This is a genomic window from Gluconobacter sp. NFX36 (assembly GCF_049887835.1).
In the GTDB taxonomy this organism is placed as follows: domain Bacteria; phylum Pseudomonadota; class Alphaproteobacteria; order Acetobacterales; family Acetobacteraceae; genus Gluconobacter; species Gluconobacter japonicus_A.
Map to the genome: position 1 here is coordinate 52,368 of NZ_JAGEKJ010000002.1, position 16,318 is coordinate 68,685.

At 57.3% G+C, this 16,318-nt stretch carries 16 protein-coding genes; 13 read left to right on the top strand and 3 right to left on the bottom strand.

Annotation, left to right across the window (positions count from 1 at the left end):
* Positions 1–198: 198 nt before the first annotated feature.
* The 3 genes from J4P41_RS02085 (at position 199) to J4P41_RS02095 (ending at position 3,343) form a co-directional block, all read left to right on the top strand.
* A complete protein-coding gene (locus J4P41_RS02085; RefSeq protein WP_426065948.1) occupies positions 199–1,674 on the top strand; it encodes a sugar porter family MFS transporter in 1,476 nt (491 codons plus the stop codon).
* 87 nt (positions 1,675–1,761) lie between these two features.
* Positions 1,762–2,406, top strand: coding sequence for a CPBP family intramembrane glutamic endopeptidase (locus J4P41_RS02090; RefSeq protein WP_426065949.1), 645 nt, complete (start codon positions 1,762–1,764; stop codon positions 2,404–2,406).
* Positions 2,407–2,524: 118 nt separating this feature from the next.
* Positions 2,525–3,343: an alpha/beta fold hydrolase gene (locus J4P41_RS02095; protein WP_415515414.1), complete on the top strand. Its 819-nt coding sequence runs from the start codon at positions 2,525–2,527 to the stop codon at positions 3,341–3,343.
* 42 nt (positions 3,344–3,385) lie between these two features.
* Here the strand turns inward: J4P41_RS02095 and J4P41_RS02100 are convergent, their stop codons facing one another.
* Positions 3,386–4,480, bottom strand: a complete 1,095-nt coding sequence (locus J4P41_RS02100; RefSeq protein WP_426065950.1) for an alkene reductase — start codon at positions 4,478–4,480, stop codon at positions 3,386–3,388.
* 127 nt (positions 4,481–4,607) lie between these two features.
* Between J4P41_RS02100 and J4P41_RS02105 the strand changes: the two genes are divergently transcribed.
* Positions 4,608–5,507, top strand: coding sequence for a LysR family transcriptional regulator (locus tag J4P41_RS02105; RefSeq protein WP_426065951.1), 900 nt, complete (start codon positions 4,608–4,610; stop codon positions 5,505–5,507).
* Positions 5,508–5,981: 474 nt separating this feature from the next.
* Here the strand turns inward: J4P41_RS02105 and J4P41_RS02110 are convergent, their stop codons facing one another.
* Positions 5,982–6,752: an exodeoxyribonuclease III gene (locus J4P41_RS02110; RefSeq protein ID WP_426065952.1), complete on the bottom strand. Its 771-nt coding sequence runs from the start codon at positions 6,750–6,752 to the stop codon at positions 5,982–5,984.
* A 4-nt stretch (positions 6,753–6,756) separates the two neighbouring features.
* On the bottom strand, positions 6,757–7,101 hold the full coding sequence (locus J4P41_RS02115) for a HesB/IscA family protein (protein ID WP_415515410.1): 345 nt from the start codon (positions 7,099–7,101) through the stop codon (positions 6,757–6,759).
* Between the two features lie 185 nt (positions 7,102–7,286).
* Here J4P41_RS02115 and J4P41_RS02120 point away from each other — a divergent pair, with 185 nt between their 5' ends.
* Genes J4P41_RS02120 through J4P41_RS02160 form a run of 9 tightly spaced genes read left to right on the top strand, consistent with a single transcriptional unit; the run spans position 7,287 to position 16,168 of the window.
* Positions 7,287–8,450 carry a deoxyguanosinetriphosphate triphosphohydrolase gene (locus tag J4P41_RS02120; protein ID WP_426065953.1) on the top strand — a complete coding sequence of 388 codons (1,164 nt, stop codon included), beginning with the start codon at positions 7,287–7,289 and terminating at the stop codon, positions 8,448–8,450.
* Positions 8,451–8,495: 45 nt separating this feature from the next.
* A complete protein-coding gene (gene argS, locus J4P41_RS02125; protein WP_426065954.1) occupies positions 8,496–10,304 on the top strand; it encodes an arginine--tRNA ligase in 1,809 nt (602 codons plus the stop codon).
* The gene (locus J4P41_RS02130; protein ID WP_426065955.1) at positions 10,301–11,428 is read left to right on the top strand and encodes an SPOR domain-containing protein; all 1,128 of its coding nucleotides are present in this window, start codon (positions 10,301–10,303) and stop codon (positions 11,426–11,428) included. Before argS ends, J4P41_RS02130 begins: the two co-directional genes overlap by 4 nt.
* Before the next feature lie 10 nt (positions 11,429–11,438).
* Entirely contained in the window at positions 11,439–12,197 is a 759-nt protein-coding gene (locus J4P41_RS02135; protein ID WP_211567434.1) for a segregation and condensation protein A, read from the top strand.
* Positions 12,179–12,784, top strand: coding sequence for an SMC-Scp complex subunit ScpB (gene scpB / locus J4P41_RS02140; protein ID WP_426065956.1), 606 nt, complete (start codon positions 12,179–12,181; stop codon positions 12,782–12,784). The genes J4P41_RS02135 and scpB overlap by 19 nt, the downstream gene beginning before the upstream one ends.
* Positions 12,785–12,793: 9 nt before the next feature.
* The gene (locus tag J4P41_RS02145; protein ID WP_023945147.1) at positions 12,794–13,384 is read left to right on the top strand and encodes a Sec-independent protein translocase subunit TatA/TatB; all 591 of its coding nucleotides are present in this window, start codon (positions 12,794–12,796) and stop codon (positions 13,382–13,384) included.
* A complete protein-coding gene (gene tatC / locus J4P41_RS02150; RefSeq protein ID WP_010502703.1) occupies positions 13,381–14,160 on the top strand; it encodes a twin-arginine translocase subunit TatC in 780 nt (259 codons plus the stop codon). The genes J4P41_RS02145 and tatC overlap by 4 nt, the downstream gene beginning before the upstream one ends.
* 14 nt (positions 14,161–14,174) lie before the next feature.
* A complete protein-coding gene (serS, locus tag J4P41_RS02155; protein ID WP_426065957.1) occupies positions 14,175–15,437 on the top strand; it encodes a serine--tRNA ligase in 1,263 nt (420 codons plus the stop codon).
* Positions 15,438–15,451: 14 nt separating this feature from the next.
* The gene (locus tag J4P41_RS02160) at positions 15,452–16,168 is read left to right on the top strand and encodes an META domain-containing protein (RefSeq protein WP_426065958.1); all 717 of its coding nucleotides are present in this window, start codon (positions 15,452–15,454) and stop codon (positions 16,166–16,168) included.
* The last annotated feature ends 150 nt before the right edge of the window (positions 16,169–16,318 follow it).

Consider the following 16,318-nt stretch of genomic DNA (forward strand, 5'->3'; position numbering starts at 1 on the left):
TTTAATGAAAGGTATAAAACCACCTTTCATCATTGTGTATTCAATATCATTCGTTTCCGCTCTGGTAGAGCCTCACAACTGTATTTGAATAGACCGCACGCGATTGTCTGCATTCGGAATATGATTTTGAGAGTAAAAAACTTTTCCAGAGAATGACCGTTTCTTGAGGTATCTGTAGCGATCAAGAAAGGTTATCCGGTGAGTAGCACCCTTCCAGAACAAAGCGGCGGAACTGTCCAGGACCGTGTGCAGCAGGGCCGCCGGAATGCGTTTCTTTTTGCCGGGGCTGCTGGTCTCGCCGGGCTGATGTTTGGTCTGGATACGGGAGTGATCGCGGGGGCGCTCAAGTTTCTGGGCCAGGACCTGAAGGCGAATGATCGTGCGCTGGAATGGATCGTCTCGTCCCTGATGCTGGGGGCCGCGGCGGGCTCTTTGCTCGCCATTCCGCTGTCCCACCATCGCGGGCGGCGAGGGGCCATGTTTTATGCGGGGTTACTGTTCCTGCTCGGAACAGCGCTTTGTTCCCTGACATCGTCCATTCCTGTCATGATTCTGGGCCGTGTCTGCCTCGGGCTGGGCGTCGGTTTCGCGTCTTTCTCCGCGCCGCTCTATATTGCCGAAATCACTGAGAAGAGCCGTCGTGGCAAGATGATCTCCATGTATCAGCTCGTCATTACGGCGGGTATGCTGCTGGCGCTCCTGTCAGACAGTCTGCTGTCTTACGGGGGGCACTGGCGCTGGATTCTGGGTATTCTGGCAGTCCCTACGGTGGTGTTCATTCTCGCGACGATGCAGGTTCCGTATTCGCCGCGTTGGCTGGCCATGCGTGGGCGGCGGAAAGAAGCGCATACTGTTCTTCAGCAGGTTCGTGGATCCAAGCAGCACGCGACTGAGGAACTGAACCGGATTGAGGAGAACCTTCGAAAGACTGAAGGCAACGGGTTTGCACTCCTGAAGTCTTCACCAGGCTTCCGGAAAACCTTTACACTTGGAATGGGATTGCAGGTTTTTCAGCAATTCGCAGGCATTAACATCCTGATGTATTACGCTCCGCATATTCTGGAGCATCTTGGCTTTTCCACGTCAGCGGCAGTCTGGTGCACAACCTTGCTCGGTCTGGCCAATATGGTCTCGACATTTGGGGCAATTCTACTGATTGACCGATGGGGGCGGCGTCCGCTTTTGCTGGTCAGTACGGTCGTGGCCTCTCTGAGCCTCGCTATATTCGGGACGCTGCTCTATCTGCACGTTGGGGGGGTATTTGGTCAGATCGCCATTGTCAGCCTGCTTGTGCTGTTCATTCTGGGATATGCCTTTGGGGAAGGCCCGATCCCCTGGACGATGTGTACCGAAATTCAGCCGCTTCAGGGGCGTACGCTGGCCATCGCATGCTCTACATTTGCCAACTGGATGACGAACTGGCTCATCAGCAACGTGTTCCTGTCAGTGATGGGGGCCATTCATGACTACGGTGTGTTCTGGCTGCTGGCGGGCTTCAATGCAGTGTTTTTCCTGATTGGGTATTTCTTCGTTCCGGAGACAAAAGACTGCTCGTTGGAAGAGATTGAGGATCGGCTTGAGGCCGGGTTCCCTCTCCGGGAAATCGGACAGCCCAGCCGCTTGAAGGCGGACACAGCCATGGTTGTGCAGGAGCGTGACTCGTTTCCTGTCTGATACAAAGACGCCTGCAATGTAAGGCCTTGTTTCGGGGGAAAGTGCTTATGTTCATAATGGTGACCAGAACGTCTGGAAGATCTCGGTATGTCGCTCCCCGATGAAATGTCCGTTCTTCGCTGCGCTCGTTTGGGCGCGGAATTTCTGGCCCTTTATGGTGGTGGACCAATTCTTGTTCTGCTGGAGCGTCGGGCCGGATTACTCTTTGGGTTGATCTGGACTGGCGCTCTTCTGGCTTTTCTATGGATGCGTCGTGATCGTGCCAAGCCGCATGTACTCAGGGTCGAGATTTGGAAAATATTTGTCAGGTTTGCGATTCTTGCACCGTTGATAGCGCTGCTGACGTGGTTTTTCTGGCCCGATACGTTCCTCAGCCTGCCACGACAGAAGCCGCTCTTCTGGCTGATGATCATGTGTTTGTATCCGCTGCTCTCCGTCTGGCCTCAGGAAGTTCTGTATCGGGCATTTCTGTTCCGTCGATACAGCAATCTTTTCCGAAGTATTCCAGTGACGATCGTAGCCAGTGCCGTTGCATTTGGCTTTGCACATATTCTGTTTCTGAACTGGATTGCCGTGGGCATGACGCTCATAGGGGGAGTGCTGTTTGCTAGTGACTACAGTCGTCATCGTTCTCTTACCCTGACCTGTTTTGAACACAGCCTGTATGGATGTCTCATTTTCACGGTGGGGTTAGGGCGATTTTTCTATACAGGTGCGGCGTGGAATCAGTGATAAATGGAAATCTTACTATTCCATGATGTCTATATTGAACATGATGAGGGGAGCTTATCGTAAGAGCAAGGTTTCAGGGGAAGCCGACGCTTTCCTGACCTCTTAACGGAGCAGACACATGGCCAGCTTTACGACATCCGACGGAGCAGAAATTTATTTCAAGGATTGGGGAGCAGGAAAGCCCGTCCTTTTCAGCCATGGCTGGCCGCTCAGTGCAGATATGTGGGATTCACAGATGCTGTTTCTGGCGCAGAACGGTTACCGCGTGATTGCTTTTGATCGGCGCGGTTTCGGACGGTCTAGCCAGCCTTGGGACGGCAATACCTACGACCGCTTTGCCGATGATATTGCAGAACTGATCGAAACCCTGGACCTGAGAGACGTGACGCTGGTCGGCTTCTCGATGGGGGGCGGGGATGTCACCCGGTATCTGACGCGCCATGGAAGTGACCGCGTTGCGAAGTTGGTACTTCTGGGGGCCGTCACACCTGTTTTCATGAAGCAGAATGATCATCCGGAAGGGGTCGAAGCGACGGTTTTCGATGGCATCATCGAAGGCTTGGTGAAAGATCGTGCCCAGTTCCTGAAAGACTTCGCCGTTCCCTTTTATGGGATTAATCATGGGGCGGAGATTTCTGATGGCGTTCTTGGGCAGACGCAGCAGATTGCCCTTCAGGCGTCCTTGCGGAGCACGATTGAATGTGTCAGGGCGTTCTCCGGGCTGGATTATCGGGAAGATATGAAGCAGATCACCGTCCCGACCCTGATTATTCATGGGGATGATGATCAGATTGTGCCTTTTGAGGCCACAGGTGCCTTGACGGCAAAACTGGTTCCAGATGCGGTTCTTAAGGTCTATGCGGGTGCGCCGCACGGTTTTGCGGTCACCCATGGTGACCAGCTTAACGCGGATCTTTTGTCTTTTCTGCAATCCTGATCAGCAAGACCCCGGCTAGAAACAGGCCGGGGTCTTTTTTGCTCAATGCTGCGCCGCGTCAGCGTAAAATGGATAGTCGATATATCCCTGTGCATCGCCGCCATAGAAGGTGGAGCGATCATAGGAGTTCAGGGGCCAGTTCTGACGCAGCCGTTCGACCAGATCCGGGTTTGCGAGAAACGAGCGACCAAAAGCAATGAGATCCGCCTGCCCGGAAGCCAGTAGGGCTTCGGCGCTTTGCCGGTCAAATCCGCCAGCGGCAATGATGGTGCGGGAAAAGACCTGCCGAAGCGTCCCGGCATCCACGGGGTCAGGCTCTGCGTCGCCCCCGATGCGGGGTTGCACGACATGCAGATATCCAGCGCCCAGACGATCCAGTTCAGAGGCCACATAGCGAAACGTTGCCGGACGATTGCTGTCCGCCATGGAGCCATAGCGTCCGCTTGGGGTCACACGCACACCAACGCGATCCGGTCCCCACACGCTCATGGCAGCTTGCGTGACTTCCAGCAGGAAGCGGGCGCGATTTTCGAGCGAGCCGCCATAGTCATCTGTCCGGGTGTTACTGCCATCCTGAAGAAACTGGTCTGGCAAATATCCATTTGCACCATGGATTTCCACTCCATCAAATCCGGCTTTCAGGGCGCGTTCGGCAGCCTGTTCATAATCCTTGATGATTCCGGGAATTTCATTCCGATCAAGCGCGCGGGGCATGTCGTAAGGCACCGTTCCATTGAGCGTCCAGGCGTCTCCATCGGCACGAATGGCCGATGGAGCAACGGGGGCAATGCCATCCGGCTGAAGGATGCGTGCTGATTGACGGCCAACATGCCAGAGCTGAAGAACCATTTTGCCACCTTTGGCGTGAACGGCATCCGTGATGTTTTTCCATCCCGGGATTTGGCTGTCATCATAGATTCCGGCCGCGCGTTCGAAGCCATACCCCGTGAGCGAGACGGGGGAAGCTTCGGAAATCAGCAACCCTCCTTCCGTTGCACGCTGGCTGTAATAGGTCCGCATCAGGTCATTCGGGAGATTGCCTTCACTGGCTCTCATTCGGGTGAGGGGGGCCATGACAATGCGATGGCTCAAGCGTGTTGGCCCAACGAAACGTGGTGTGAACAGAAGGTTCGTCATGATGCGGTTCCGGTCTTTGAGGAGACTGTCCGGAGTGGATGCGTCTCATGACCGTGAGAGTGGCTATTCTCATTAGGCGGATGTAGACTGTTTTTAACAATATTTGTTATTCTCAAAAGGAATAAACATGGACCGCTTTCAGGCTATGACGGTGTTTGCTCGTGTTGTGGAAGCTGGTTCTTTTTCAGGCGCTGCCCGGTTGTTGAATATGGGGCAGCCCTCCGTTTCCAAGATCATTGCACAGCTGGAAGCGCATCTGGGCACAATCCTCCTGTTACGCTCGACGCATGGCCTTGCGCCGACAGACGCAGGTCAGCGCTATTACGAACGCATTGTCAGAGTTCTTGAAGACGCCATGGAGGCGGATAGTCTGGCCCGAGGGAGTGACAGAGAACTCACAGGGCATTTGCGGATTGCATTGCCGACGACTTTTGGCCGTCTGCACCTGATACCCAGACTGGGAGAATTTACGGCCCGGTATCCGAAGCTTGCTCTGGATGTGCAGATGGATGACAGGCGTGTGGATCTGATTGCGGAGGGGATCGATATGGCCCTCAGGATTGGTCGTCCGGAAGAGACGTCCGTCGTTGGGCGGCGTCTGGCGTGGGGTCATCGTTCCCTTCTGGCCAGCCCGGCCTATCTGGAGCAGACGACCATGCCGACCTGCCCGGCAGATCTGAAAAATCATAGAATGATTCTTTATTCGCAGACCCGTCAGGTTCGAACGACATTCATGAAAGGAGAGGAAACGCAGGACGTCTCTCTGCACTCCGATCTATGTCTGAGTGCGGCGGAGGGAATTCGTGCTGCCGTCCTTTCAGGGCAGGGGATGACCGTTGCAGCAGACTGGATGTTCGCTCCCGAACTGATTTCCGGTGAGGTGCAGCGTTGCTTGCCTGACTGGTCTCTGCCGCCGGTGGAACTCTGGCTCTTGCTTCCAGCCGGGCGGATGGTCAGCGCCAAGGTTCGCGCCATGGCTGATTTTTTTGCCGAGCGGGTACAGCCGTCTTTGGGTTTGGAAAATTGAATCTCCTGAGCCGCGGAGACGTTACAGAGTGAAGACCGGAATCTTTTTTCCGCCACAGATCGGCCCAATCACTGCCTTGTGAGATCTGCAAAGTGTCGCCTTTCACACCGTTACCGTGAAAGGAGCGAGACGTATGCTGAAACATCTATCGGGCTTGCTCGCTGTTTCGACACTTTTTGTGGGTGCGATGGCATTGCCGCCGCTGAGCGGGACAGCGCATGCTCAGTTTGTCCCCTATAATGGGCCGTATCGACAGACGCCTCCCCCACCGCCTCGCCCGCCCAGGGAGAGAATTCCCTCTCATGCGCGGGGGATGCGATGGGTGCCTGGACACTGGGTCTGGATTGGGAACGGTTATCAGTGGACGCCCGGCCGTATGGTCCGCATCCGGCCTCCTGCACCTCCACGGCCGGCTCCCGCTCCGTTTTATCCCCGATAAAAGTTCGAAGGCCGCCCCAGTTGGGCGGTCTTTTTTTAACGCAGGGTGACGAGGACAGGAACGTGATCGGAGGCTTTTTCTGTAGCCCGCTCGTCACGGTCGATTGTGAAAGAGACAAGCCGTTCGGCCACGCGCGGGGACAGAAGGGCATGGTCGATGCGCAGACCCGAGTTCCGCTGGAACGCAGCGGCCTGATAATCCCAGAAGGTATAATGGCGGCCCGTAGGCTGAACAGCGCGCAGGGCATCCGTCAGACCGAGCCATTGCAGGCGGTTGAATGCTGCCCGTGTTTCAGGCCGCACCAGTGCGTCAGTCGGTGAAAGCGCGCCGGGAGCGAGATCTTCGTCTGTCGGGCAGACATTGTAGTCACCAATGAAGGCGAAGGATTTTTCGCTTTCGAGAAAGGGCTTCGCCCGGTTGGCGAGGGCCTCAAAGAACGCCATTTTCTTGGCATAGCCGTCTTCGCCGCCTGAATTGCCGTTTGGTAGATACAGATTGCCAATCGTGAGACCATCCATGCCCGCTTCGATATAGCGCGCGGTTGGATCTTCAAAACCGGGAAGGTGATGGGTCGTCACTTCAAATGGACGGCGGCCAATCAACGCAACGCCGTTATAGGCTTTTTGCCCAGTTGTGGCGACATGTAGGCCAGCTTCCTGGAAAACAGTCGGGAACTGGCTGTCCTCGCATTTGATTTCCTGAAGGCAGAGCAGATCGCATTCCGGATGGCGTTCCAGCCAGTCCTGAACGAGATGCGCGCGGGCGCGGATGGAATTGATGTTCCAGCTTGCAAAGGTAAAGGACATTCTATCAGGCCAGCGAAAAGCTTGTGCCGCAACCGCAGGCTGAAGCGGCATTGGGGTTCGTGACCGTGAAATGCGCGCCCATCAGCTTGTCCACGAACTCCAGTTCGGCACCTTCCAGAAGATCGAGGCTGGTTTCATCTACATAAACTGTCGCGCCATCGCGTTCGATCACGACGTCATCGTCATTCTTCGTACGATCCAGCTTGAACTGATACTGGAAGCCGTTGCAGCCACCGGCCAGCACGGCAACCCGCAGAGCCAGCCCTTCAGGTTCCGGCTGGGCGGAGATGATTTCCAAGATCCGCGCAGCAGCGCTGGCAGACATGGTGAAGGTGGGTGTGTCGGACATGGCTCGTTCCTGATTTCTGAAGCACTGCTGCAAGGCAGGACGGTTCTGGTCCTGATTATATGGCCTGACTAGCCCCAAGGGCAAAGGGGGTGAGTTGCGTTGCCATCAGCCTGTCGTAGAATAACACCTGTGATCCGACGAACAGCGTGCGTTTTGCGCCTGCGGATCATCGGGAGAGGGTGTTGATGGCTGCCATTTACGCGGTTCAGGAAAAAGGCGCTCGCGGAAGACTGTATCCGGAAGTGGAAAGCCCGGTTCGTTCACCCTGGCAGCGGGACCGGGATCGTGTTCTGCATTCGGCCGGCTTCCGGACCTTGCAGTACAAGACGCAGGTTTTCATCAACCATGAAGGCGATTTCTTTCGCACCCGTCTGACGCATTCCCTTGAAGTTGCGCAGATTGCCCGTTCGATTGCCCGCAGCCTTGATCTGAACGAGGATCTGACGGAAGCGCTCGCACTGGCGCACGACATGGGCCACACGCCGTTTGGCCATGCTGGGGAAGATGCTCTTGCTCTGGCCATGCAGGATTGGGGCGGCTTTGATCACAATACGCAGTCTCTTCGTCTCGTGACGTCTCTGGAGACGCGGTATCATGCTTTTGATGGCCTGAACCTGACATGGGAAACGTTGGAGGGGCTGGCCAAGCATAACGGTCCGGTCAAGCGCCCGACACCATATCTGGCAGAATATGACGCAAAGCATCATCTCGACCTCAGCAGTTATGCGTCTGCCGAAGCGCAGGTCGCGGCGATGTCGGATGATATTGCCTATCATGGTCATGATCTGGATGACGGGTTACGTGCTGGGCTGCTGACGTTTGAGGATATTGAGGATCTTCCACTTGTCGGCGATGCGCTTCGGGCCTCCCGTGAGATGGAGCGCCCGACAAATCGTGATGCGGCGGATCAGGCGCAGCGTGTGCGTCATGAAACCATTCGCGTAGTCATTAACGCTCTGGCGACGGATCTGACGGAACAGACACGTCGGAATCTGGAAGCCCTTAGCCCCCAGTCAGCGGATGATATCCGTCATGCCGATCATGCGGTTGTGGCGTTTAGTCCGGAAATGCGGGAAAAGAACAAGGCGATCCGCAAATTTCTTTATGCGCGCATGTACCGTCATTGGCGGGTCAATCGTATGGCGCGGAAAGCCAAGATCGCACTGGCCGAAATCTTTACAATCCTTTCGGAAGAACCGGGCCTTCTACCAGACCCCCTCAAGGACCGCGCCAAGGCTGCGGATGACATGGAACGGCGACGTCTGGTGGTGAATTATATTGCCGGAATGACCGATCGTTTCGCCATGGAAGAACATCGACGGTTGACGGACCTCTCCGTGCTGGGCTGATAGAGCCTCTTCAAGACGTTACAGGTTACAGGAATCGAACTGAAAATGGTCGCTGCACCCACTGCCCATACGACTGACTGCCTTTTTGCCCGCACCAGAGACCAGGTGTGCGAGGCCCTGCGGTCCGTTGTCCCCGGCCTGCCGGAAGAGGTGGTGCAGCGCGTTGAAGTGACGCCGCCGCGTGATCCGTCCCACGGGCATATGGCGACGAATGCCGCTCTGCTGGCCGCTAAGCCTGCAAAGCGGAAGCCTGCCGATATTGCTGCCGAACTGGTGCTGAAGCTCGCCGAACTGCCAGACGTCGATCACGCCGAGGCCGCAGGGCCGGGCTTCGTAAACATGACGCTCAAGCCGCATGTCCTTCAGGGTATTGCCAAGACCGTTCTGGAAACAGACGAGGCTTATGGCCGTTCCACGATGGGGCAGGGTACGCGGGTCAATGTAGAATACGTGTCCGCCAACCCGACCGGGCCGATGCATGTCGGTCATTGTCGTGGTGCCGTGGTGGGTGATGCGCTGGCCAATCTGCTTCAGGCAGCGGGTTTTGGCGTTACGCGCGAGTATTACATCAACGATGCCGGAACGCAGGTTGTGGCTCTGACATGGGCGACATACTGGCGTTATCTTCAGGCCATCGGCACACAGATTGATGCCGAGACATTCAGTCCGCTGACGCCGAATGGTCTTCAGTATCAGGGGGATTATCTGATCCCGGTGGCTGAGAGTATTGCGGCCAAGCATGGTCGCGCGCTCGCCAATGACGATGGCAGCCCGGCTGACCCGTCTGTCTGGTTCGAGATCGTCCGTCGTGAGGCGCTTGAGCAGATGATGGCGGCGATCCGTACGGATCTCGAAGCCCTCGGTATTTCGCATGAAGTGTTTGCCAGCGAAGCTGAAACGCTCGCCAGTGGACGCGTTGATGCTGCTATTGCCAAGCTCGAAAGCAAGGGCCTGTTGTACGAAGGTGTTCTGGAGCCGCCGAAGGGCAAGATGCCGGAAGACTGGGAGGCCCGCCCGCAGACGCTGTTCCGCTCCACGGATTTCGGGGACGATCAGGATCGTGCGCTCCGTAAGTCTGACGGCACGAACACCTATTTCGCCAATGACATCGGCTATCATGCCCAGAAGGCCGAAAATTCAGACGTTCTGATTGACGTGCTTGGCGCGGATCATGGCGGTTATGTCTCCCGGATGCGCGCTGCGATTTCGGCGTTGACGGATGGCAAGACCGGCTTTGAAGTCGTGATGTGCCAGATCGTTCGCGTTGTGAAGAACGGCGAGCCGGTGAAGATGTCCAAGCGTGCCGGCACGTTTGTGACGTTGCGTGATCTGCTGGATGAAGTGGGCCGTGATGCGGTGCGCTTCACGATGCTGACCCGCAAGGCTGACGCGCAGATGGAGTTTGATCTGGATGCTGTCGTTGCCCAGACGCGTGATAATCCGGTGTTCTACGTTCAGTACGCTCATGCGCGCTGTCGTTCGGTCCTGCGTTCTGCCGAGACGATGTTCGGTGTCGATGCCGTGACGCCTGAGGCACTGGCGAAGGCCGATCTTTCCGGTCTGTCTTCGGATGTGGAACTGGCGGTGCTACACCGTATTGCGTCTTTCCCGCGCTCGGTAGAATCTGCTGCCGCTGCACGTGAGCCGCACCGTATCGCGACCTATTGCATTGATCTGGCGTCTGACTTCCACGCTCTGTGGAATCGTGGACGTGAGGATACGACCCTGCGATTCCTGCATGAAAACGACCGTGCGACGAGCTTGGCCAAGCTGGCTCTGGTCTCCGCAATCGCTGGAACGCTGCGGTGCGCACTGACCATTCTTGGCGTTGTTCCGGTGGAGGAAATGCGATGACCCCTGACAGCGACGACGATCGGAATTTCCGGGACCCGGGCGATTATGGATCAGGCCCGGCCACGCCCCCACCGCGTGGCGGGCGTGAGCGCCTGAGCAGCGATTATGACGAAGACGCGCCGCCGCGCCGTCGCCCTGCATCGGCTGCGGGGAATACGGAGCGGGCAGGGGGCGTGACCTCCTTGCTGGGCAGTGATCCGGCAACGCGCAAGCTTGTTGGTGGAGCTGTCGGTATCGGTGCGGTGTTGCTGCTGGCGGTGGGGGGCTGGTCCCTTATGGGGGGGCACCATGGTGGCATTCCCATCATCGGGCCGCCGCCAGGGCCTGTGAAGGATGTTCCGGCTGATCCGGGTGGCATGCAGATCATGGGCAGTGATAGCGGCGACACGGATCTGACCGGGAACGGAGAAGCACATCTGGCTCCCGGTCCCGAGCAGCCCGATGCAAAGGCGCTGGCGCGCCAGTATGGTGTCCAGCCCGGCACGCCTGCGACCCCGGCTGACAAGCCTGCCGCAGCGCCGAATGCACCGTCTTCTGACGCTAAACCGTCTGATGGTGCTGTACCTGCCTCCCCGGATGCGCCTTCTGATAAAGCTCCGGCTGCGGTTCCGGGAGCGGCTGCGACGCCCGATGCTACCAAGGCGCCTGCGGAAAACGCGGTACCTGAAGAGGATGCCGACGACGCAGAGCCCGCGAAGCCTGCCCCGGAGAAGCCGGTCCCTGCGCCGAAGCCGAAGGCTCCTGAAGCCCCGGTTCACAAAGCTGCGCCAGTTGCTCCGGCCAAGCCTGTGCAAAAGCCGCTTCCCCCACCGGAGCCGGTGCCTGAAAATGTTGCGCCAGCCCAGAAGGCAGCCGCAACGCCGAAGGCTGAAACGGGTGGAGCGCGTGAAGTGCAGCTTGCCGCACTCGATAGTGAGGCGGCCGCACGTAAGGAATGGGAGACCCTGCGCCATCAGGCTCCTGCTTTGTTTGCCGGACACTCACCGCTGTTCGAAAAGACCACACATGGTGACAAGACGTTCGTGCGTCTGCGCATTGGTGGCTTTGAGGATCTGAAGGCGGCCCGTGCGTATTGCGTGAAGCTGCACGCGCAGTCCATCGCCTGCACTCCGGCCCAGTTCTGAGAGACCGGGCTTGAGCGAGGTTCTGCATCTGACGCTGGATGGGTTCGAGGGGCCGCTTGATCTGCTTCTCGACCTTGCCCGCGCCCAGAAAGTGGACCTCGCAAAGATTTCTATTCTTCAGCTCGTCGAGCAGTATCTGTCCGTGGTCGAGCAGGCCCGGGCGGAAGCTCGTGCCTTGCGTCTGGAACTTGCGGCGGACTGGCTCGTCATGGCGGCCTGGCTGGCCTGGCTGAAGTCCAAGCTTCTGTTGCCTGCGGAAAGTGGTGGGGAGGATGCGGAAGAGGCTGTCGAGCAGCTTCAGGAACGTCTGGTCGAGCTGGAGCGGATGCGTGCCGCGGCTGCATGGCTTATGGAGCGTCCTCGCCTCGGCATTGATGTGTTTCGTCGTGGGGAAGGGGAAGACCACACGGAAATTGATCGTTCCGGCTTGCGGGTTGATCTGTCTGCCCTGATTACGGCCTATCTGTCCGCCCGGCGACGTACGAACCGCAAGCGTGTTTATGCACCGCGGACCCGTCGGTATTGGAGTGTGCAGGACGCTCTGGCACGTCTGCGCCGAATGCTGGGAACGGACGCTGTTACGGACTGGCAGACCCTGACATCCCTGTTGCCCGAACATCTGGCCGATGACCCCGAAACCGGGCCGTATGGACGTAACGCTGCACTGGCAGGAACACTGCTGGCCGGGCTGGAAATGGCGAAGGGCGGTGCGGTGGAACTGCGTCAGCCCGAAGCTTTTGCTGAAATTGAATGGCGGGCGGTGTCGTGACATCTGACGAGATGAGGCGCGGCTGTCTGCTTCTGGAAGCCCTGATTTTTGCCAATCCGGAACCGGTGCGGCCGTCTGTCATGGCGGAGCTTCTGAAGGCTCAGGGTCTGGATCTGACAGTTTCGGATGTTTTGGTTGCGCTGTCCGAGCGTTATGCGACTCATGCGATCGAGCTTGTCGAGGCTGCCGGGGGCTGGCAGTTCCGGACGCGACCGGAATATGCCTCCGCGCTGACAAAAGTCGTCGAAAAGCCGCGCCGTCTGAGCCGGGGTGCGATGGAGACCCTCGCCATCATTGCGTATCACCAGCCCTGTACGCGGGCTGAGATCGAGGCCATTCGCGGCGTGTCTCTGGGGCAGCCCATTCTGGATGCATTGCTGGAAGACAGCCTGATTGCTCCGAAAGGGCGTAAGGAAGTTCCGGGGCGCCCGGTTCTGTGGGGCACGACGCTGGCTTTTCTGGAAAGTTTCGGCCTGCCGGATCTGGGTTCATTACCCAAGCGGGAAGATTTCCTTCTGGACAGGGCCCCGACGGAAGCGGCACCAGAAGCGCCTTCCCCCGTAGGCGAGACTGACGGGACGGGCTAGGATTGTTGCATGTTTGACTTCAGTTTCTCGGAAATAGCCCTGTTTGTCGTCGTGGCGATGATTTTCATTCGCCCGAAGGATCTGCCGGTTGCCATCCGCACGCTTTCGAACGGCATCAAGGCCATGCGCCGGATGGCAGGTGAGTTTCAGTCCCATATCGACGATATGGTGCGTGAGGCAGACCTGTCCGAGACGCGCGACCAGCTTCGGGATCTGAAGAACTTCAATATCCGGGATCGTGTGACCCGCGCCATTGATGGCGACAATTCGATCCGGCGGAGTCTTGAACTGGATACGACCGGCGCATCATCCCGGCCGTCCACGCTCAATGATCTGCCGCAGGTTCCCGCGCCTCCGCCGATGCCACCACCGTCTTTCGGTGGGGGCGACAGTAAGCCTTACAACGCCATGATGCAGGATCAGGCGGAGGAAGGGTTGAACGATGATATCGTTGATGCGCCCTCCATCCTGCCGCCTGCGACGGCGCGACGCCTGATGCATGAACGCCCCCGTTGGCGCGCCCCGGATATTCTGCCGCCTGTCATGGCTATTCATCATGGCCGACGCGTCGCCATTTCAAGCACGGAGAAAGACGCGTGACGGACTCGGATGCCATCAATGACACCCCGATGCCTCTGCTTGACCATATCGTTGAGCTGCGGCGCCGGCTGATCTGGTCCATCGGGACGTTCGTGATCGCTTTTGCCATCTGCTATCATTTTGCAGGCGATATTTATCGCTTCCTTGCCGCCCCGTTGGGGGACATCATGCGGCAGAAGGGCGAGCAGCCGCATCTGATCTATACCGCGCTGTATGAGGCGTTCTTCACCTATATTCGTGTGGCAGTCTTCGGGGCGACGTGCCTGTCTTTTCCGATGATTGCCATTCAGGCGTGGATCTTTATCGCGCCTGGTCTGTATCGCAGCGAGAAGAAGGCGTTTGCCCCGTTCCTTGTTGCCACGCCCGTCATGTTCACCATTGGCGCCGCATTAGCCTACTATGTGGTTTTCCCGTTCGCCTGGAAGTTCTTCCTGTCGTTCCAGACATCCGGCAATGGCGGGATGGATATCGAGCTTCAGGCCAAGGTGTCGGAATACTTGACCCTTGTGACGAAGATGATCCTCGCCTTCGGGATCTGTTTTGAACTGCCCGTGATCCTGACGTTGCTGGTCCGGGTCGGGTTGATCGGGACGGCACAGCTTAAGAAATTCCGTCGCTATGCAGTTGTGGCGTCCTTCGCCGTGGCGGCCGTGATTGCCCCGCCGGATGCGATTACCATGCTGAGCCTCGCCATTCCGCTTGTGGCGCTGTACGAGGTATCCATTCTTGTGGCGCGGCTGGTTGAGCCGAAGCCCGTGACTGACGAAGAAGACTGACGGAGCCCTGAACCATGCATGACCTGAAAGCCCTGCGCGCCGATCCGGCCGCATTTGACGCTGCTCTTGAGCGTCGGGGCCTGTCACCTGTGGGGCAGAAAATCGTCTCGGAAGATGAAGAGCGCCGTGCCGCTCTGGCCGCGTTGCAGGAGGCTCAGGCCACCCGCAAGACCTTGGCCAAGGAGATCGGGCAGGGCAAGCGCACGGGTGCCGATACGTCCGCTCTGGAAGCGCAGGCGGTCGAACTGCGTGACCGGATTGTGGGTCTGGAAGAGCGTGCGGCCATCATTGAGAAGAGCATCGACGATGTTCTGGCGTCCCTGCCAAACCAGCTTGATCCGTCCGTGCCGGATGGAAAGAGCGAGGATGAGAACGTCGTCGTTCATTATCGCGGCGAGAAGCGTGACTTCACATTTGAGCCAAAGCAGCATTTCGAGCTGGGTGAAGCTCTTGGCCTGATGGATTTCCCGACGGCCGCCAAGCTGTCGGGGACGCGCTTTGTGGTTCTGCGTGGCGCTCTGGCCCGTCTGGAACGTGCGTTGGGTCAGTTCATGCTGGATACGCACACGAGCGAGTTTGGGTACAGCGAGACCAGCGTTCCGCTGCTGGTTAATGACGATGCCATGTACGGGACGGACAAGCTGCCGAAATTTGCGGAAGATTCTTTCCGTACGGAAGATGGCCGCTGGCTGATCCCGACGGCGGAAGTTCCGCTGACGGCCTCTGTCATGGGCGATATTCTGCCCGCAGATGCTTTGCCGATCCGTTTGACGGCACTGTCCCAGTGTTTCCGCTCTGAAGCAGGCTCTGCGGGCCGTGATGTGCGCGGGATGCTGCGCCAGCATCAGTTCACGAAATGCGAACTCGTTTCCATCGTGAAGCCTGAAGACAGCGATGCCGAGCACGAGCGCATGACACAGGCTGCCGAGACCATTCTGGAGCGCCTTGGCATCACGTTCCGCCGTATTCTGCTGTGTGCTGGTGATACGGGTTTTGGTGCGGCCAAGACGTATGATCTGGAAGCGTGGATTCCGGGGCAGCAGGCTTGGCGAGAGATTTCTTCCTGCTCCAATACTCGCGCATTTCAGGCACGGCGCATGAAAGCCCGGTATCGCTCCGAGAATGGCCCGGCCTTCGTGAATACGCTGAATGGTTCCGGTCTGGCTGTCGGACGCACCATGATTGCCGTCATGGAAACGTACCAGAACAAAGATGGCAGCATAACCATTCCGGAAGTCCTGCGTTCCTATATGGGTGGATTGACCCGTATAAGTTGAGGATTATTTCTGACATGATGACACGCCGTTCTGCTTTGTCTGTTCTGGCTGGGAGTGCTTTTGTTTTTACATCTCAGGCAGCATCTCCAAAGACTCTCAGCGGAACGGTGGTGTATCGGGAAAAAATGGCGCTTCCTGTGGGCGCCGTGCTTTTTGTCAAGCTGGAGGATGTGTCTCTGGCTGATGCTCCAGCCAAGGTTCTGGCCGAAAGTCGGCAGACCATTCAGGGCGCTCCGCCTCTATCTTACACGTTGCGCGTTCCTGGTCTGGAGCGTGGCAGGCAGTATAGTCTGCATGCCGAAATCCGTGCGGGAAACGAAATTCTCTTCACAACCACGGAAATGCATTCTGTGAGTGAGCCAGATATTCTGGTCACGAGAGTTTCAACGCCTGCGGCTGAACTGCCTTATGGAAGCTGGACGGTTCAGTCTCTCAACGGAAAAGCGATACCAAAGACTGGGCGCCCGCCTCAACTGACGATTGGGCGTGATGGTCGAGTGTTTGCATACGGTGGCTGCAACAGGTTGATGGGACAGGCTGAGATCGTGGATCATGCGATAAAATTCAAATCGTTTGCCATGACACGCATGGCGTGTATTGGATCCGGAATGGTCTTTGAAAATCTTTTGGTGAAAACACTGGACGGTATCCGTTTCTGGTCCAGAGACGAAGCGGGACGTCTGATCTTACATTCTGACAATGAGGCTCAAGTTGTTCTTCATTCTGAGTGATGCGTCTGGCAGAGTAAAATAAACTTATGAGTATTTCGGAAAGTTACTTTTTATATTTTTTGGTAAAGTAGAGTTATTTGTCAATTTATTGTAAACTTTGAGCTGAAATAAAAATTATTTGCAATATTGGCATGTTTTTACGATAGCAGA